Raw genomic sequence first — 17574 nt, 5'->3', positions numbered from 1 at the left:
CTCAGCCCCGCAGCGTCAGGAACGCCTCGTCGAGCGACACGCCTTCATCCAGCAGCTTCTTCAACTCCGTCACGAACGTGGCGTAGGACGCGGCGGTGAGCGTCATCACGTAGGCCCCGATGTCGGGCATCCGGTAGGACGCGGCCAGGGTGGCCAGCGGCACGTCCAGGAGGCTGGGTTCCGCCTCCAGCCGCGCCAGGCCCTGCTTGACGGTGGCGGGGAACCGGTTGAGCGCGGCCATGTACTCCTTGTGCTGAATGCGCTCCAGCCGCAGCGTGGCGGAGGCCATGCCCGCGAACTGCCACCGCGTGGCTCCGTGGGCGAGCGTGTTGAGCAGGGGCACGAGCTGGCCAATGGCCATGGCGGTGCCGCGCTGGGGCAGGGCGGAGAACTCGTCATAGAGCTCCGCCTGCCGGAGCTTCTTCACGAGCTCCTCGAAGTGCTGCTCGCCGTCGTGGTCCTCCGGCTCGGGCAGCGGCTGGCCCGCCGCGGAGTGGTGGTGCGGCAGGCTGCGTCGGCAGGCATACCAGAGGGTCCGCGAGCCGGAGAGCAGCTCGCTCCACGCCGCGTCCACCAGGTCTGTCACGGGCGCCTCGGGCGCGGGCTGGACCTGCCAGCGGCGCGTGAGGTCCAGCAGGGCATGCGCGGGCAGCCGCCGCGCCACCTGTCCCACCGCCGCCGCCCGCAGCTTGAGCGGCGCGGCGCGCAGCACCTCGCGCAGGCCCTCCAGCCGCTGCGCCATGCCATGGCGCGCCACGGGCACCATCACCAGGACGGACACCGACTCCAGGGCCTCGCCTGTCCGCGTGAGGTCGATGGGGGGCAGTTGCAGGGACTCGTCGAGGATGGCGCCGAGCTCGTCCTCGGCCACCACCGTCAGCTCGACGTCCACTTCGGGCGGGAAGTAGAACTCCGTGAGGCTGCCCGCCTCGATGGCCGCCGCGGGCAGGGTCCCCGCGGCGGGCAGCGTGAAGAAGTGCTCGCTCGCGAGGAACCGCTCACTCTGGCCCGCGGCGCGACGCGCCTGGAGCACCTCCTTCAGGTGCTGCTGATATTGCAGCGCGTGTGCTTCACGCAGCTCGCGTGGGGCCACGCCGAAGCCCACCACGCTGCGCTGTTCGGCGCCCACCTCCCGTCGCACCAGGAAGGTGTCCAGCCAGCGGAGGGTGCCTCGGTCCAGCGCCAGCATCGCCAGCGGCAGCGCGTCCACGGGGAGGTTCCGCATCCCCGCCCCGGCGAAGACTTCATGGGCCGCGCGCCCGCGGCGCGTCTCGAAGTTGCCGCCGCCCACCGGGTCTGGGTAGGGGATGAGCGTCAGCGCCACCGCCTCGATGATGTCGCCGTCCTGCGTGGTCCGCGCGGCGCCCAGCGACGTGGGGTATGAGGCAATCGGGTTCGCCGTGTACTCCACGGGGCGCAGCACCAGCACGTACAACCCAGAGCGGCTCCGCGCCAGCTCGCGCGGCACGGGGGCGAGCCCGAAGGCCGCGTCCAGCCGCTGAATCTCCGGGATGTCGTCCAGGCGGATGCCCGTCAAGTCACGAGGTACGACGACCAGTTCGCCGCCGGGTGTCAGCCCATGGCCCAGGCGGACGGTGAGCGTCGTGCGGTCCTGGCTGGGCGTGACGCTCAGCCCGTGCATCACCCCGGTGCCATTGGCCCGCGAGAGGTCGGCCTGCCGCGTGAGGAAGTAGTTCTGCTCCCGCGTGAGGTCCTTCGCGGTGAGGAAGCGCCCGTCGAAGAAGAAGGAGCGCACGCGCCGGTCGTCGTGCACCATGGCCCGGGCGGTCTCCAGCGCTTGTGCCGTCTCCCAGGTGAGCTTCTCCCGGGCGGGTCCACTGGTTGGGTTGAACACGGTTATCCCCCTTCGAGAGAGTCAGGCTTAGAAGACGCCCATCCACCGGGCGAGCGCGGCGGTAGAGAGGCTGAAGGGCCTCAAATCGTTGTCGACGTAGACAGCCCCCTGCCGCGTGGGCCGCACCTCCGTGCCGCGCACGTCCTCCACGTCCGTTGCGCCAATGACGATGCGGGCGAGGAAGACCCACGCGGGATCCCTCATCTTCAAGTCAGGCTGGGTCGGGTCCGTCAGCAGCGAGGCGGGGATGAAGGTGTCGCTCCACAGCTTCGCCAGCTCCTGTTCGCGGCTGCCTCTCCAGGCGTTGAAGATGGCCTGCCGGAGCTTGAGGCGCCGCTGCACCGGGTCTGGCTCGTCCACGGGGTCCGGGAAGGGGCTCCTGGGGACCTCCGGAGGGGGATACGCCGTGGAGCGCGGCACCAGCCGCAGCTCGTAGCCGTCGCGAACGCGCGAGGCGACCACGGCGTCCATGGCGTCGAAGGGCCCCGCTGCGAAGGCAGGCGTCTTGCCGCGCTCGCACTGGAGGAAACGCAGGAACAGGTCCGCCACCACCCCCGTGGGTGGATAGCCCGCGGCATCGGGGCTCAGCCGGTACTCGGCGGGCGTGAAGACGCCGAAGTCGGCCAGCGCCAGCGGCTCCTGCCAGTACCAGCGGTCCAGCTTGAGGCACGCGTCCGTGGGCACTTCCACCAACCGGCCGAAGGGGTCCAACGCGAGCCCGGCGGACACCCGGAGCTCCTCATGCTCCGGTTCGGTGCCCTCGAAGTGACTGACATGGAGCCCGGCCACCGTCCCGACGCCATGGAGGTACGCCAGGGCCCGGGTGAGTCGGCCTCGGTGATAGGTCTGCTCGGCGGTGAAGTCTCCCGCGTCCAGGAGCACGCCGGTGGCGTAGTGGAGCCGGTCTCGCGTCTCCGCGTCGAGCAAGGCGTCATTCGGGGGCGACATGGTCATCAACCTCCTTCCAATCTGGGGTCCAGGCTCGACGGACGTTCAATGACGTCCGCGAGCCCCAGCACGCTGTGGCCCACTCGCACCGAGGTGGGCGCGGGAGCGGGCCCGACGTAGGTGTCCACGCCCACCAGCGACGCGACTCCGACGAGCAGCGGGCGGCTCGCGGTGATGACGGAGACCAACACGTGCGCGGGGGCCTCCTGCTCCGCCACCTTCCGGATGAGGCCCAGGGTCCGCGTGTCCGTGCCCTGGTGCACCAGCACCGTGAGCCGGTGTGCCAGTCGCTCCAGGAGCTGCTCCACCGCCTCCGCCTCCGCCTGGCTCCGCAGCGTTTCGTCCCCGAAGACGGCCAGGAACTCCTTGCGCGTCTCATCCCCGAGGAAGAGCGTGTCGCCCACGTAGGAGTTCCCGCTCCGGGCCAGGCCCGGCAGCAACGGGTCCTCCGCGTCCGCGAGGTCCGCGCCCAGGATGGTGGCCAGCGTGCGCCGAAGCCGGAAGTCCTCCACCACCACCACCGCGCCTCGGTTCACCGCGCCGTCCGTGACCAGGTCCAGCGCCAGGCGCAGCCCGTCAACGCAGCCGCGCCGCCGGGCGAGCGCGGGCGCGGCCCGAAGCATCGCGCGCCGCTGGCGCTCGCCCACGACGGGGTCGAAGGAGAGGCCGACCCAGCTCGCGAGCCACTCCAGCGAATCACCCGGCACGTGCCCCGGGTCGGTGAGCACGTGCGCATGGGCGATGCGGTCCTCGATGGGCGTCAGCACCCCTTCGACGATGCCGAGGAAACGCTCCAGGAAGTCCGCGGGGGTCGCCCTGCCGGCGGTGTCCGCGTCCTCGCCGAAGAGCTCCTCGCGATAGAGGGACGGCAGGTAGTTGTCCACGTAGGAGAAGCGCGATGCATACGCGCGCAGCGCTCCCACTTCGGGCGTCCGGCGCCCGTCGCCGAACAGCTCCACCCGCACCCACAGGTACCGTCCGGAGAGCGCACGCACCTTCGTGTGGGCGCGCTGGATGAGGACGGTGAACAGGCCACTCTCGCCCGGGGCCGGCGGTGCGGGCAGCATTCCCGGTTGGAACGGCACCTCCGACGGCAGCGGTACCCAGCTCCCGTGCGGGACGTCCGGGTGGACAGGGGCTTCCGGGATGAGGCCCAAGCGATGCTCGTGCCAGCGCGAAGAGTCGCTGGGCGGCGCCAGGGGCTCGTCGGTGGCGGCGAGCCAGACGCGCACGCCGGTGCGGGGGGGCAGCAGCGCCTCCACATACAGGCGGTGCCACACCGTGCGCCCGTCGCCCGAGTCGAAGGGCCGGTTCGGCGGGTTGGCGGCGCGGCCCCGCTCGGCGCACCGGGGCAGCGACAGGGCTTGAAGCGGCACGGGCGCCAGGTCGGCCAGTCCCGGGGTGACGGCGTGGTGCGGCGGCTGCGCCCCCTGGAGGAAGGGCCCACCGTCATGGCCGGGCAGTGGGAAGTAGTCTCCCTGGGGAATCGCCTCTGACGCACCGGCCGGGAGCGCGTAGGCCACCGCCTCCACCTTGCCGTCGTTGAGCAGCGACAGCACCGCGGCGCGGCCGTCCGGAAGGATGGCGAGGCTGAAGGGCCGCAGCACGCCCGGGAGCGCGACGGGCGTGGAGAAGCGGCCCGTGTAGAAGCGCAGCCGCGCATACGCCTCGTCTGGGGGCACACCCGCGAGCGCCGGGTCCATGACCCAGCTCAGCACCGCCAGCCGCCCCTCGGCGTCACATGCGAGCGCCACCGGCACTTCGCCGGGCCACGCGAGCGTCTCCAGCAACCGGGTCCGAGGCGGGTCCGGGTTCTCCTCCGTGGGACGGAACAAGCCGGCGCCGGAGGGAATGGACAGGAGGTCCGGGAGCGGCTGCCCATCCACCCGGCCGAGCACGGCGGGAGGTGCGTCGGGCGCGAAGGAAGGCGGACCGCTCAGGACGTAGGCGCCACCCCGCGGGTCCGCGGCGATGCGGTGCGCGGCGATACCTTCGGCCGGGAACACCTCGGCGGACCACACCTTGCGCAGGTGGAGCGTCACCACGCGCTGGGCCACCGCGAGGTAGAGGACGCCGCCAGCTCCAGGCGACAGGTCCGTCACCGCGCCGGACAACCCGACCTGCGCGGGTTCGAAGCGCAGGGTGGTGCCAGCGCCCCCGCCCGCCGCGCGCACCTGTCCAGCCACGTCGTCCCACCAAGCCCACGTGCCGAAGGCGTCCACCGCGCCCGGTACGCGAGCGAGCCTGGGCTCGAGCACCGCGAGGTCCAGCACTTCATCGAAGGTGCGGGTCTCTCCCAGACTCCCCAGCCGCAGCGTCCTGCGCTTCGCGTCGTAGCGGCACACCTCGCTCTCTGAGACCGAGCTCTCCGTGGCCCAGTCCTGCGTGTCCGCCAGCATGTAGAACCGGAGGCGGTTGGCGTCCATCAGCAGACCTCGGGGACCATGGGCACCGCCACGCCCGCCTGCGAGGAGTCCATGCCGCCGCTTCCCTCATCGCCGATGCCGTGGAGCATTGTCGGCACCTCCCCGTCGGCGTTCACCGCCACCTTGAGCAACTCCGGGAGCTGCCAGTCCGAGATGGACAGCTCCACCGGCGTCGTCGCGGTGCTGCCCTTGAGCTGGAGCCAGCTCGGGTTGACGGGGCCCTCGGCCTGACGGACGGACGGAGCAGGGGGCTCCACCGTGAAGCGCGCCACGTCGGCCGTGGCTCCGGGGCGACGCGCATCTCTCAGCACGCGCGTCACCGTTCCCCAGGCGAAGAGGCTCACCCCGGCGATGCTGGCCACCCCGGGGACCTGCGCCACCGCCACATAGAGCTCCCGGTCCTGGACGTCCCGGCCCAGCGGCCAGCCCTCGCCAGTGGGGCCTCCCGCCGGCAGCGGGAAGATGAAGCGGCGCACGGCCTGCCGCACCGCCTGCACCACCGTCTCCCTGCCAAAGCCCTCACGCACGGTGATGCCCACGCCGAGCCCCAATGGGACGTACTCGCAGCCAATCACGTAGAGCTCGGTGGTGAGCGGCCGGCGCGCGTCCAGGTAGGCGTGGACGGCTTCCAGCAGCGGCCGGTCCGCCCGCGGGTAGGGCGGTTCGAGCCGCGTGGCCGTGGGCAACACCATGACGGAGACGACACCGGGGACGCCGTCTCGCCGTCGCCTCGGCTCGAAGCGGGGCAGCACCTCCACGCGGCCCAGCTGCACGCCGGGGGTGCTCGCCGCGAGCCGTCGGTAGTCCTCCTCCGTCACGGCCCGGTCCACGTGGCGCAGCAGCGCGGGGATGCGGCGCTCGGCCTCCGCCAGCGTCTCCGCGTCCCGGCCCCCCAGCGTGGGCTCCGGCTGCTGCACCCGCAGCCCCGGTGCGGGGCTTCCATCGACCCGGAAGGCGCTGAGGTCCTTCAGGCTGCCAGGCGGGAGATTGCCCGCGGCGCCGCCGCCGCTGCGCATCCGGGCCACCAGCACCTGGGCACCCGCGGGAGGCACGCGTCCACGCACGCCGTCTCCAAACCGGGCGGTGCCCGCCTCTGAGTCCAGGGCGTAGACGGGCTCGTCGCGCCGGGCCAGCGCGAGGTCTTCGATGAGCCGCCACTCGCGGTAGCCCGCCCCTGGCTCTTCGATGAAGAGCTGGAAGGTCGCTCGCTCCACGGAGCCGGAGGGCAGGCGAAACTCCTGCTCCGCGGTGCCGTCACTCTGTCCAATCAGGCGTCCGCCTGTCGTCTCGCGCTGGTCCACTTCGACCGCGTTGATGTCCACCCAGCCCAGCGCGAAGCGCTCCGGCTTGCCGCTGGGGCGCAAGCGCAGCCAGGTCACCAATCGCGCCGCGACTCTTGGGTCATCCAGGCGGGGTGGCCGGTCGCCCAGGCCGGCGCGCGTGTCCGCCCGCACGTCGTTGACCGGCGCGCCCAGGTCGGAGGGCAACAGCAGCCGCGCGACGCCTCGACGGGACAGCTCCTGCGTCGAGTCCGCCATGACGGTGAGCCGGTGGTAGACCGGCGACCCGTCCGCGGCGGGCGTGCCCGTCACCTCCCAGACGTGTGGCAGTCGGCCGCGCGCCCCGAGCAGCTCGGACAGGGCGGGCACCTCCATGACGGGGGAGACGCCCACGCTCAGCACGCGAGGCCCCTGTCCGTTCCCCTTCGTCAAGTCCTCGCGCAGGGCCACCACGTGTTCCGCCTTGGGGGCGAGCAGCGCGAGCCACAGGCTGCCGTCCACCGTCTCCGTCACCAGGTCCAGCCCGCGCGGGTCCGCGGCGCCGAGCGGGAACACGGGCGTCGACGCGTAGAAGCCGTGCTGGGCCTTGGGGTCCAGGCCATAGACCTGCGCGAGCCGGGGCAGCATCGACGCGTGCTGCTGGCGCTCCGTCTCCGTGAGCGGGCGCTTGCGGTATGCCTCCGCGGTGAGGTGCACCACGGTCAGCTCATCCAGCGTTTCGAAGGGCACGGGCTTGCGCAGCGAGGAGAAGGCCCGCAGCGACACGGACGGCTGGAGCACCTCGGTGTCGAAGTGCACGCTCACCACGCCGGTGGCGGCCTCGGCGGGACGCAGGCTCGCGCCCAGCAGCCGGAGGAAGGCCAGTCGCTGGCGCTCGGGGATGAGGTTGGCGCGGTAGAGGATGGAGTCCGCCAGCCAGGCGAAGAGCTCCAGCAGGGTGCGCCCCGGGTCGCCCACGCGGGCATGGGTCCACTCCGGGGTGTGGCCTGGGATTCGGGAGAGCAGCTCTTCGACGAGGTCCGGGAAGCTCCTGTCGTCGAGCCGGGGAGGAATGATGGGCATCTAGCCTCCGAGGTCCATGGCGAGCCCGAGCTGCTGCACGTCACCCGTGCGGCGCAGGCGGTAGACGATTTCCACGCGGACCTGGGCGGGCAGGTCCGCCAGCTCCAGCACGTCCACGCGGATGAGCTCCAGGCGCGGCTCCCACTCGGTGAGCGCGCGCTGCACCAGCTCCTGGATGCGCCGGCGGGTGGACACGGTGTTGGGCTGCCCCATCATCCGCTCCAGCCCGGCGCCGAAGCCCTGTCGCATGAGCTGCTCGCCGGGGCGCGTGCGGAGGATGACCTCGATGGATTGACGCACGCTGGCTTCCAGCGAAGGAAACGCCAGCTCGCCGCGCTCGTCCGGCACGAGCCGCAGCGGGAAGCCCACGGGAGGGCGCCTGTCGGGAGGCTTCGGGAGCATGGCGCGGTCAGTCCTCGAACCGCTCGCGCAGCGAGGCGGGGATGGGGATGCAGATCTTGATGAGGGCAATCCAGAAGAAGACGATGTTCAGCAGCGACAGGAAGAGGTTGAGAACGATGAAGGCGCAGAGGGTGATGATGGGAATGTTGAACCCACACAGCCACCCGATGCCCGGACCCGCGGGCGGACTGGCCGAGCCTTCGAGGAAGTCCTTCGGCGAGTTCTTGTTCAGCAGCTCGTTCAGCCCCGGCGGCACTTGGAAGGTGACGTTGGGCTTGAAGGCGCTCAGGTCCTTGAGCGACGGAAGGGTGATGAGGACGGGCGGCAGCTTTCCGCGCTCGTGCCAGGCGGCGATGGTGAAGGGGGCGCTCTCCTCGCTCCAGACGATGGCGGGTGGGCAGCCGTCCTCGCGGTGGACCCGGATGAAGGCCCTGGCCACGTAGCGCGAACCACGCCGCTCGAAGCGCCGCTCGGGGGGGATGAGGTCCCGCATCCGTGGCGCGGTGGCGGCCTTCGCTGCCTGGAGGACCTGGGCGGCATCCGAGGTGTTGGGTTGCGTCCACGAGCGGGGCAACACCACCGTGCCCGTCTTCCCCTGGACCAGGACTTCCGCCAGCCCGGCGAGCACCGTGCCCGCGGGCCGCCTCTGGCCGTTGCCATGGTCGAGCTGCACGCGGTTCATCGCCGTCATGAGCGCGGGCGTTTGGAAGGCGTCGAACACCGCGACCAGTCCGCGCAGGAAGTCGATGAACAGGGACAGCTTGTCGTGCGTCGCCTGCGGCAGTCTGCGCTGGGCCACGTCCTGGTAGGTGACCGACAGGCCTTCGAGCCCTGTCCAGTCCACCGTCTTTCCCGCGGCGAAGTAGGGGGACAGCAGGCTCCGCACCTGCGCGTCGTCGAAGGCGGGCCCTGGGTTGGACGTGCGCTCCGGTGCTTCGCCGCTCGCCACCTGGAGCAGGCCGTACAGCACGGTGCGCTTCGCCGCGGCGCACGCGTCGGGCGGTGCGATGAAGAGCGAGGTCACGCTCTCCTGGTCCCGGCTGGTGGCCCGCATGAGGCGCAGCAGCTCGCGCCGGACGTCCGCGGGGCCGGGGCCCGCGGGCCCTTCACGCCGTCCAGGGTCGGGGTCGCGCTCCTGTTCCTCACCTTCGAGCGCGACCCAGCCGGCGACCTTGCCGTCCCGCCGCACCCAGGCCTCGCGCGTGTTGCCTGCGCCCACACGTCGGATGACGAGCCCCGCGCTTTCGATTCGGGTCGTCTCGACCCGAGGCTCACCGAACACGTCGCAGCAGGCCTCCAGCAGGGCCACGTTGAACACGCCGTGAACGGGCTGGAGCAGCTTGAGCCCCTGGGCGGTGAGCGTCCCATCGGAGATGAGGGTGCCCGCCAGCGCCTTGCGACCTTCCTCGGACCTGAGCTCGCCGAAGATGGCTTGAACGAACTCCTGGTCCTGCCGCTCGATGAACGCGGGGGCGCCGCGCTGGGCCGCCCGCGGGGCTCCGGTGGCGCCGTCGAAGATGAGTCCGCGCAGCTTGACGGGGTGGCTCACCATACGTTGCCCGCCCCTGGCGTGTACGTCACGCCCATCACCGAGTTGGTCTGCAGCACGTCGCACTTCACGACGCCGGTGAAGGACGACATCGCGGCGTTGACCGTGACCTGACCGGCGCTGACCTCCACCTCGCTGGCGGTGACGGACACCTTGGTCGCGGCCCGGACGGTGACGCCCTGCGAGGCGAGCGTGACGGTGTTGCCTGCTGCTTCCAGCGTGAGCTCGCCCCCGCTGGACTGGTTCAGCGTGGCGCTCACGCCTCCGGGGACTTCCAGGGTGATTTGCGCGGTGCCCTCGCTCGCTTCGACGATGGCGATGCGGCTGCCGTTCCGGGCCTTGATGACGTAACGGTCCACGCGCTTTCCTCCGGGCGTCTCCGGCGGACGGGCGCTCCCGTTCCACAGGCCTCCCACGACGAGCGGCTGGCGCGGGTCGCCGCCGGCGAAGACCACGGCCACCTCGTCATCCTTGTCCGGGAGGAAGAGCGCGCCCCAGCCACTGCCGGAGAACGGCACGGCGACCCGCGCCCACAAGGCCACGTCCGCATCGGCCAGGCCCTCGGGCGCGGTGAGCAGGCGGACTTGAACGCGCGCCAGGTGCTCGGGGTCCTCCACGGACACGACCTTCGCCAGATAGGTGCCGAGCATGGCGCCCAGCAGGCGGCGCTCCAGTGCGTGTGCGGTGTCGGTCATGGCGCTCCCAGGAAGGCGCACTCGGCCTCGAAGTCCGTCTCGTAGCCGTGGAGGGCGTCGTAGCGGTGGCTGGCGCGGACCACGTAGTAGGTGTTGTCGAAGCGGGCGCTCAGGCCGCTGAGCCTCACGTGGGTCCCCACGCGGAGCGCGGGGGTGCCCACCGCGGTGGCGTCGACGCGGACGAAGCGCCGGGCGCGCGCATCGAAGGCGGCCCTGGCGATGGCGGTGGCCTCGTCGCTGGTGGACACGGGCAGCGAGCCAAGGTGCTCTGTCCGAGGTCCCAGCGTCTGCTGGAGCAGCTCCGCGCCGGTCCGCCCTTCGCCCGGTCCGGGACGCGAGCCGGCGCTCTGGCCGGAGACCCCGGCGCCCTGGATGGCGTTCCATCCGGTGCAAGTGACCTGGGTGGCCTGATGCGCCAGGTCCGCCGTGACGCGCACCCGGCGCAGCTCCGCGTAGAGGTTCAGCTCCAGGGTGCCCCGGCGCACCGCGCTCCGTGGCGAGACGTGGAGCGCGTCACCCGTCACCTGCAGGTCCACATCCCGCGTGGACAGCAGCCGCCGCGCGAAGGCCAGGTCGCTCTCGTTCCATTGGACCTGGAGGCCCAGGGACGCTTGAAGGCCTGTGATGACGGGCGTCAGCCCCAGGTCCCGGGCGAGCTTCTCCGCCAGCTCGGCCAGGGTGAGGTCGCTGTGGACCAGCGTGCGCCGCGCGAGCCTTGCCTTCTGCAAGGCGTCCTCGGCGAGCACGACGAACTCGGGCGCGGAGTCTTGCGAGAACACGGCTTCGATTCCGGTGATGACGCCGCGAAAAATCTCCTGTGGGGCGCTCTCGGGGCCGGTGTAGATGCCGATGGGTGCCCCGAGCCTGAGCAGTTGCTCGTCCTCGAAGACCTGCTCGGCCTGGGTGTCGGCGTAGCGCGCGACGGCCTCGAAGCGCAGCTCGAGCGAGCACAGGCCGCCTTCGGCTTCCTCGACCCGCATGCTGCTGACCAGACCGGTGACGCGTGCGTCGGCCTTGCCGAAGATGCGCACCGTGGGGCGGTGATGTTCTGGCTGTGCCGTGGCGTCAGTCATGGGGAGCGGGGAGCGGACTCAGTCGGCGAAGAGCCGGGCCTTGCGTTGCGTGAGGAGCCGGATGGCGCGGGCAATCGATGTCGGATCCACGGGAGGCGGCGTGAGCGCTGGCGCCGCGGTCGGGCGCTGGCTCGCGTCGGGCGTGGAGCCCGAGACGACGGACCCCTGGACCTCGTCGAAGACGATGGACATGACTCAATCTCCCTCGAAGCGGAGGCGGCCCCGGGGAGGCAGGGTCGCGCCGAAGCGGGGCCTGGTGACCCGGGCGCGTCCTCCGAGCTCGAAGACGCCGTCTCCGGTGGTTTCGTAGGTGGAGGTGTCCACATGCCCGGTGGCGCGCACGGTCTCCAGTCGGACGGAGGTGCGTGGAGGACCGGCGCGCAGTCCCGCGAACGCGCCTGCAGTGGCGGAGAGGCCCGCGGAGGACTGCGCGCCAGACCAGGCGTTCGCGGTCCAGCCCGAGGCGGATGCCCCCGTGGTCGCGGGGAAGTTGGCGCCCGCGGAGAAGGACGCTCCCGCGGAGAAGATCGGGCTTGATGCGGATATGCTGGCTCCGAATGCGGCTGAGCCTCCCGCCATGGCCCCCGCGTTGAACGAGGCGCTGCCTCCAAACGAGGCGCCTGCTGAAAAGGCGCCACCGGCGGAAACGCCCGCACCCGCTGAGAAGGCTCCGCCGGCTGAGAAGCCACCGCCAACGCCCAGCCCCGCACCCACGCCGATTCCACCCCCCAGGCCCGCGCTCAGGGCTCCGCCTGTCGCGAACGCGGTGGGCGGGGCCAGCGGGACGGACGGGTCGACGGTCATCACGTCCTGGCTGGGGAAGCGCGGATTGTCTTCACTGTTCTGCTCCGCGACGGCGCGCGAGATGGGCTGGTTGCGCGCAGCGGCCATCTGCCGCGAACGCTCGCCTTCGGCTCCCCTGGAGAAGACGCGTTGCTGCCGCGTCATGCCCACCGAGACGGTCGAGCGCAGGGGGACGCCATCCGATGCGAAGAAGTCGATGGTCTCCCGATAGGTGTCCACCAGGCCGGTGAATTCGAAGGCGCCCCACCGGAAGGTGACGTCCGGTGGAATCTGGCTCTTGGCGCCCATGAACTGCGCAATGCGTATCGTGTGGTCGCAGACGTTGGCGCCCGTGCCGGTGGTGTCGAAGACCAGCTCCATCGTGAGCTTCGCGCTGCTCTCCGAGACGAACTGCTGGTTCTCCTGGCCCTGGGCGTCCTGGAGCTTGTTGGTGACGGTGTACTGGAGCGAGCTCGGGTTGAAGTGCACCAGCACCTCTTCGCCGTTGCTCTCGTTGATGAAGCTCGCGCTCTCGGGAGTCGTGTCTGGCATGGCGCGCTAGTCCTCCAGGGAGAGTCCTTCGTGAACGAGGTGCAGCTCTTCGATACCGACGTCCGTCGCGCGGGCGTTGAAGTCGGCCGCCTTGAACTTCACCGGCATGGCGCGCTCCAGCTTGTAGGTGAGCACCGTCTGCGTTCCCCCGTCCTCCGACGGGGCCTTGAGGCGGATTCGCACGGTGCACCGGTACCCGTAGTCGCCGCCCGTCACCCTCATGAACCAGCGAGCCAGCCGCTCGCCCGACGAGAGGCCTCGCTTGAGCACCACGGTGCCAAAGCTCACCGGCCCGGCGCGCTGCACGGCGCCCAGGTTGTGGCCGCCCACGCGAATGGCCTTCGGCTCCATGGTGGCTTCCAGCCCCGTGCACTCGGAGAACGCCCCGTCGACGGGCGCCTCTTCCGGGCCACCGCCCGACAGCGGCTCGGGCTGGAAGGTGAGCTCGAAGCGGAAGGTGTGCAGTGGCCAGAGGTCTCCGCTCATGCGGCTTCCTCCTGCTGGAGCGACACGTCACCCTCCAACGCGGAGAGGAGGACCTGCACCCGCTCGATTGCCGCCGCGGGAGCCAGCTCCACCAGCGCGATGAGCCGCCCGTTGTCGAGGTCGTCCTGCGTCATGGTCGTCCGGTCACACCGCACGGAGAACGCCTCGCGCGGCGTCGCTCCTCGCAGCGCGCCCTCCGCGAAGAACCGGCCGAGCACGGACTCCATCCGGTAGCGCAGCGCCAACCAGGTGTCCTCGTTCGAAGGTGAGAACGTCAGGTCCGCGCCGAGCTGCCTCGCCGCTCGCAGCACCGAGGAGATGAGCCGGCTCACCGGCGCCTGACGGTGGCTGACCCCCTGGCTGGACGTCACGTCGGACAACACCTGCATCCCGCGGGGCGTGGGCCCCAGCAGCGTGACGCGCTCGCCCAGCGCGCGGAGCGGCGAACCCTGCTCGCGTGGTTCCTGGTCCAGGCGTGTTGGGATTGGGAAGACCTCCCGTACCTCCGCGAGCCCCAGTCCCAGGGCGCTTCGGAAGGTGCCGCGAAGCAGTGCGTTGCGTGCCAGCGCCCCCGTCAGCGTCCCGTCAGGGGCCGCCAGCCGCTCCGGAAGCCCCTCCGAGGACGCGGTCCGCAGCCACGGATAGGCGAGCTGGATGAATGCGCTCTGGAACGGGGTGAGCACTCCGCTGGCATGGAGGAACGCGCCCAGGTCCTGCGTCGCGGCGCGCTTGCCCGCGGGCGCATCGAAGACCAGGCTTGCCGAGGGCAGCGGCAGCGCCGCGACCAGGTGCGTCTCCCGCAGTCGCCTGTCGCGGAGGAGCTCGGCCAGCACGGCGAGGAAGGCCGCCCAGTCCAGGTAGGCCGTGAGTCCGCAGCGCGGCGCTGAGCGCTCCGGCGTATTCCATTCGGACCCGGTGGCCGCGCCATGCGTGGCGCATTCCACGAACCCCGGGGCACCGGCGGGTGGCAGGCGGGGGATGGGCAGTGGCTCGGGCGCATCCGCCACCAGCTCGGGCGTATCGGGAAGGCAGAGGAAGGACACATCCTGCAGGCCGAACAGGTGGGCCGCGCCGTGCCACGTCGCGCGGTCCACGGCGGACGCGGGGTGCTCCATGCCGGGAGGCGCCGGCAGCCGGCTGCCCGGAAGCAGCAGGTTCAGCCGCCCGAGCCGCGTGGCGCGCTCCGCCCCTGGCGTGAGCGGGTCCGCCATGCGCACCACGTAGCACTTGCGCCCGCCCTGGACGAAGAAGGCCTGCACCGCCGCTCCCAGGGCGGTGAACTCGTCGGGGGGGAGGCCGGCGCGGGCTCGCCAGTCGAAGACGCGCTCGAAGGCGGCGAAGCTCTCGAAGGGCAGGGGGACGTCGGTGAGCGGGTCCTGCGCATCGTTGGGGTCCACGCGGAGCGTGGGGGCGGTCATCCACCCTTGCTCGAACAGGTAGCGCGACAGCGCGGCGGGAACGGGCGCGCCCGGGCGGCGGCGGACGAAGCCCACGAAGAGGGCCACGTCCATCCGCTCCGGCGCGGTGGGCGCCACGCGCTCTGTGACTTCGAAGGTCAGTCGCCGCATGGCCTGGGAGCTCTCCCGGTCGCTCCGCTCAGTCCACGTCCGGGAAGCCCATCCGCACCGTCTCCGCGGCCAGGACGAGCTCTTCCATGGCCACGTCCCCGCCACCCTTGGCGGCCAGCGTGGGGCCGGTGAACTTCAGCGGCGTGACGTTCACCAGCTTCCACGACTGCACGGGGTTGCGCGCCTCGTCGAGCAAGCGGATGGTGACGGCGGCCTTGCGGCCCAGCGGACCGTTGCGGCGGACGTCCTCCACCCACGTCCAGATGGCCCTCGAGTCGACGACGCCGCGCTTGAGGGTGACGTCGCCCGTCTTGAAGGCGCCGGGCACCTTGCGCACGTGGTTCTCCGGGTCGTTGCCGTCGCGGTACTCGGAGAGGGTGACCTCGGTGCTCAGGCCGGACACGTCGGAGAACCCACCGAAGGACGTGCCGTCGAAGCTGATCTCGAAATTGAAGGCGCCGTAGGGCGTGGGGCGGGTAGGCATGGCGGCGGGTCCTTTGCGTTAGGTCCGGGCATCCGCCGTCTTCTGGCCGATGCGGAAGATGACGAACTCAGCGGGCTTCACCACCGCCACGCCGATGAGGCAGACGAGCCGGCCGTTATCGAGGTCGTTCTGGTCCATGGTGGTGCGGTCACACCGCACGAAGAACGCCTGCTTCGGGTCGGTGCCCAGCAACGCGCCGGTGCGCCACTGGTTCTCCAGGAAGCTGCCAATCGTCTCGCGGATGTTGGCCCACAGGCGCTCGCCGTTGGGCTCGAACACGGCCCACTGCGTGCCGTCGTCCACGGAGCGCTCCAGGAAGTTGAAGTAGCGCCGCACGTTCACGTACTTCCACTCCGGGTCGGAGCTGACGGTGCGCGCGCCCCACACGCGGTAGCCGCGTCCCGGGAAGAAGCGCAGGCAGTTGACGCCCTGGGGGTTGAGCGTCTCCTGCTGCGCGAAGTGGATGTCCTGCTCGAAGCGCAGCGCGCCACGGACCACTTCATTCGCGGGCGCCTTGAACACGCCGCGCTCGATGTCGCTGCGGGCGTAGATGCCGCACAGGAAGGCGGACGGCGGCAGCGCGATTTCACGAGGCACATCGGCCGCCTCGGGCCCGGCCAGCGGGTTGGCGACGACGACCCAGGGGTAGTAGAGCGCGGCCTTGGTCGAGTCCACCTGCGCGCGAAGCGCCACCGCGTCCTGCGGCCCGTATCCGCGCGGCGTGTCCAGCACCGCGATGCGATAGGCACGGCGTCGCTCCGCGGCGCTGATGAGCCCCAGCCGCACCGCCTGCGCGGCGGCATACGCCGAGGAGCCCGGCGCGGCGATGATGGAGATGTCCTCCACGCCGCCCAGCCGCTCGAACGCGTCCTCGTACGAGGCCGCGCCCGGCTCGCTCCCGTCGGAGCCGCCGGTGAGCATGAAGGGGCCCGCGGCCAGCGCCGCGCGCAGCGCGAACGCGGACACGCCGGTGCCCGCCTCGAACGCGTACATCCGCTCCATCTGCTCGGAGAGCGTGGCGGGCGAAGCGGTGAGCACATGGCCCAGGTAGCGGGGATGGGCGCGGTCCACGGCCAGCCCGTCGTACAGCCGCTCCTGCCCGTCCCCGTCCTGCGTGGTGACGGTGAGCGTGACGAACTGGCTGTCCCCGGGCAGTTGCTGGAACTGCGACGCGGTGTCGTTCGGCAGCGGCAACGTGTCACTGCCGTTGGACCAGGTGTCGTTCGCCTGCTTCAGCCACCAGGTCACCCCCGCCGTGCCGTCCGTGCCGGGCTCCTCGGTGGCCGCGTCCAGGCCCAGGGCGCTGGAGCTCACCGAGGCCACCTCCAACGAGTGGCTGGCACCGGGGAGCGGGTGGCTGATGACGAGCACGTCGCCCTCGACGGACGCCGTGGCGTTGGCGCCCAGGAGCGCCTGGAGGTCCGCGAGGGACACCGCGCCCAGGTCGCTCACGTTGCTCTGCGGGTCCGCCGCGTTGTCGACCGTCTGGGCGTCGAGCTTGAGCTGCGGGTTGGCCGAGACCTGGATGAGCGCCCCGGTGCCGCGGACATCGGTGCCCAGGATGAGCCGGCCGGCGGGCGCGGCGTCATCGGCGCCGCTGAGCCGGGCGTAACCACCACGAAGCTGCCGGTTGAGCGCGTCCACGACCTCCGCGGGTGTCAGCGGCGCATCGGTGGGCAGCGTGAGGGTCTGCGCCTGTCCGCCGAGCGTGACGGTGAGCGTCTGGTTGGCTTCAAGGAAGGTCGTCGTGGGGTCGAGCTCCGCCGTCGCGGCTGCTTCCGCGTTGCGCCCGGAGAAGGTGAGGGTGACGTCGGTGTCCCCGTCGAACGTCAGCGTGAGGGTGGTGCCATCGGGAAGGTCGAAGGGCGGGGGCAGGGTGCCCACGATGCGCGCGGCCGAGGCGGCGGTCTGATTCAGCCGGACCAGGCTGCCCGTGGGGGCGCGCCGCATGGCGCCGACCGTGGCCGGCGCGAGCACCTCCCGGACGCGGATGCTCCCGTTGCCCGCGCGGCCGGGGAACCTCGCGGTGAAGCGTGCGCGCAGGTTCGCGTCCGCGTTGGGAATGACATCCGCGCCAGCGGTGGCGTTGGCCGGCATCCCCGAGAAGACGCGCGCCACGTAGAGGCGGGAGCCGCCCTCGTTGAAGTAAGCGCGGACCGAGTGCGCCAGGTAGTTGGTCGTCTCCGGGGTGCCGGTGAGATCCAGGTCCGTGAGGCCACCGAAGAGCCGGACGAACTCGGGGAAGCTCGTCACCAGCGACGGGGTGCCGGCAACGGGGCCCTTGCGTGCAGGGCCCGCGAAGCCACTGGTGCTGGTGCTGACGCCCTCGATGGACCTGGCTCGGAAACTCGTCTCTTCGACGTAGACACCGGGTGCGAGATATTCAGGCACGCGAGCCCCCACTTTCTCGT

General features: G+C 71.4%; 14 protein-coding genes. All 14 read right to left on the bottom strand.

Annotated features, from left to right (window positions below):
* Window position 1: 1 nt before the first annotated feature.
* From HV824_RS02945 to HV824_RS38125, 14 genes are read right to left on the bottom strand one after another with little or no spacing between them, the layout of a single operon-like run.
* Window positions 2–1855 carry a hypothetical protein gene (locus tag HV824_RS02945; RefSeq protein ID WP_176422605.1) on the bottom strand — a complete coding sequence of 618 codons (1854 nt, stop codon included), beginning with the start codon at window positions 1853–1855 and terminating at the stop codon, window positions 2–4.
* A gap of 27 nt (window positions 1856–1882) precedes the next feature.
* A complete protein-coding gene (locus HV824_RS02940) occupies window positions 1883–2803 on the bottom strand; it encodes a hypothetical protein (protein WP_255207709.1) in 921 nt (306 codons plus the stop codon).
* Between the two features lie 5 nt (window positions 2804–2808).
* The gene (locus HV824_RS37925) at window positions 2809–5229 is read right to left on the bottom strand and encodes a phage tail protein (RefSeq protein ID WP_176416718.1); all 2421 of its coding nucleotides are present in this window, start codon (window positions 5227–5229) and stop codon (window positions 2809–2811) included.
* Window positions 5229–7571 (bottom strand): putative baseplate assembly protein, encoded by a 2343-nt coding sequence (locus tag HV824_RS02930; protein ID WP_176422604.1) that lies wholly within the window; start codon window positions 7569–7571, stop codon window positions 5229–5231. The genes HV824_RS37925 and HV824_RS02930 overlap by 1 nt, the downstream gene beginning before the upstream one ends.
* The gene (locus HV824_RS02925) at window positions 7572–7973 is read right to left on the bottom strand and encodes a GPW/gp25 family protein (RefSeq protein WP_176416720.1); all 402 of its coding nucleotides are present in this window, start codon (window positions 7971–7973) and stop codon (window positions 7572–7574) included.
* Between the two features lie 7 nt (window positions 7974–7980).
* Complete coding sequence (locus tag HV824_RS02920; protein ID WP_217917043.1) at window positions 7981–9525, bottom strand: hypothetical protein; 1545 nt, start codon at window positions 9523–9525, stop codon at window positions 7981–7983.
* Window positions 9519–10217, bottom strand: coding sequence for a phage baseplate assembly protein V (locus HV824_RS02915; protein WP_176416722.1), 699 nt, complete (start codon window positions 10215–10217; stop codon window positions 9519–9521). Before HV824_RS02915 ends, HV824_RS02920 begins: the two co-directional genes overlap by 7 nt.
* Window positions 10214–11290, bottom strand: a complete 1077-nt coding sequence (locus tag HV824_RS02910) for a phage late control D family protein (protein WP_176416723.1) — start codon at window positions 11288–11290, stop codon at window positions 10214–10216. Before HV824_RS02910 ends, HV824_RS02915 begins: the two co-directional genes overlap by 4 nt.
* 18 nt (window positions 11291–11308) lie before the next feature.
* A complete protein-coding gene (locus HV824_RS02905; RefSeq protein ID WP_176422602.1) occupies window positions 11309–11482 on the bottom strand; it encodes a hypothetical protein in 174 nt (57 codons plus the stop codon).
* 3 nt (window positions 11483–11485) lie between these two features.
* Window positions 11486–12625, bottom strand: a complete 1140-nt coding sequence (locus HV824_RS02900) for a hypothetical protein (protein ID WP_176422601.1) — start codon at window positions 12623–12625, stop codon at window positions 11486–11488.
* 6 nt (window positions 12626–12631) lie between these two features.
* Window positions 12632–13111 (bottom strand): phage tail protein, encoded by a 480-nt coding sequence (locus HV824_RS02895; protein ID WP_163778289.1) that lies wholly within the window; start codon window positions 13109–13111, stop codon window positions 12632–12634.
* On the bottom strand, window positions 13108–14679 hold the full coding sequence (locus HV824_RS02890; protein WP_176422600.1) for a phage tail sheath protein: 1572 nt from the start codon (window positions 14677–14679) through the stop codon (window positions 13108–13110). The genes HV824_RS02895 and HV824_RS02890 overlap by 4 nt, the downstream gene beginning before the upstream one ends.
* Window positions 14680–14707: 28 nt before the next feature.
* A complete protein-coding gene (locus HV824_RS02885) occupies window positions 14708–15163 on the bottom strand; it encodes a phage tail protein (RefSeq protein WP_163786693.1) in 456 nt (151 codons plus the stop codon).
* Between the two features lie 18 nt (window positions 15164–15181).
* Entirely contained in the window at window positions 15182–17554 is a 2373-nt protein-coding gene (locus HV824_RS38125) for a phage tail sheath family protein (protein ID WP_368738010.1), read from the bottom strand.
* Window positions 17555–17574 lie beyond the last annotated feature (20 nt).

The sequence above is a fragment of the Myxococcus sp. AM009 genome (assembly GCF_013372605.1).
GTDB lineage: Bacteria > Myxococcota > Myxococcia > Myxococcales > Myxococcaceae > Myxococcus > Myxococcus vastator.
The sequence above is the reverse complement of the archived record's forward strand: the minus strand, read 5'-3'. Positions and strand labels throughout refer to the sequence as shown.

What these genes read in the sequence shown, in the direction of transcription:
- HV824_RS37925 (WP_176416718.1), bottom strand. Translation starts at nt 5,229, where the DNA reads ATGGACGCCAACCGCCTCCGGTTCTACATGCTGGCGGACACGCAGGAC.
- HV824_RS02915 (WP_176416722.1), bottom strand. Translation starts at nt 10,217, where the DNA reads ATGACCGACACCGCACACGCACTGGAGCGCCGCCTGCTGGGCGCCATG.
- HV824_RS02940 (WP_255207709.1), bottom strand. Translation starts at nt 2,803, where the DNA reads ATGTCGCCCCCGAATGACGCCTTGCTCGACGCGGAGACGCGAGACCGG.
- HV824_RS02885 (WP_163786693.1), bottom strand. Translation starts at nt 15,163, where the DNA reads ATGCCTACCCGCCCCACGCCCTACGGCGCCTTCAATTTCGAGATCAGC.
- HV824_RS02930 (WP_176422604.1), bottom strand. Translation starts at nt 7,571, where the DNA reads ATGCCCATCATTCCTCCCCGGCTCGACGACAGGAGCTTCCCGGACCTC.
- HV824_RS02905 (WP_176422602.1), bottom strand. Translation starts at nt 11,482, where the DNA reads ATGTCCATCGTCTTCGACGAGGTCCAGGGGTCCGTCGTCTCGGGCTCC.
- HV824_RS02910 (WP_176416723.1), bottom strand. Translation starts at nt 11,290, where the DNA reads ATGACTGACGCCACGGCACAGCCAGAACATCACCGCCCCACGGTGCGC.
- HV824_RS02925 (WP_176416720.1), bottom strand. Translation starts at nt 7,973, where the DNA reads ATGCTCCCGAAGCCTCCCGACAGGCGCCCTCCCGTGGGCTTCCCGCTG.
- HV824_RS02920 (WP_217917043.1), bottom strand. Translation starts at nt 9,525, where the DNA reads ATGGTGAGCCACCCCGTCAAGCTGCGCGGACTCATCTTCGACGGCGCC.
- HV824_RS02900 (WP_176422601.1), bottom strand. Translation starts at nt 12,625, where the DNA reads ATGCCAGACACGACTCCCGAGAGCGCGAGCTTCATCAACGAGAGCAAC.
- HV824_RS02895 (WP_163778289.1), bottom strand. Translation starts at nt 13,111, where the DNA reads ATGAGCGGAGACCTCTGGCCACTGCACACCTTCCGCTTCGAGCTCACC.
- HV824_RS02890 (WP_176422600.1), bottom strand. Translation starts at nt 14,679, where the DNA reads ATGCGGCGACTGACCTTCGAAGTCACAGAGCGCGTGGCGCCCACCGCG.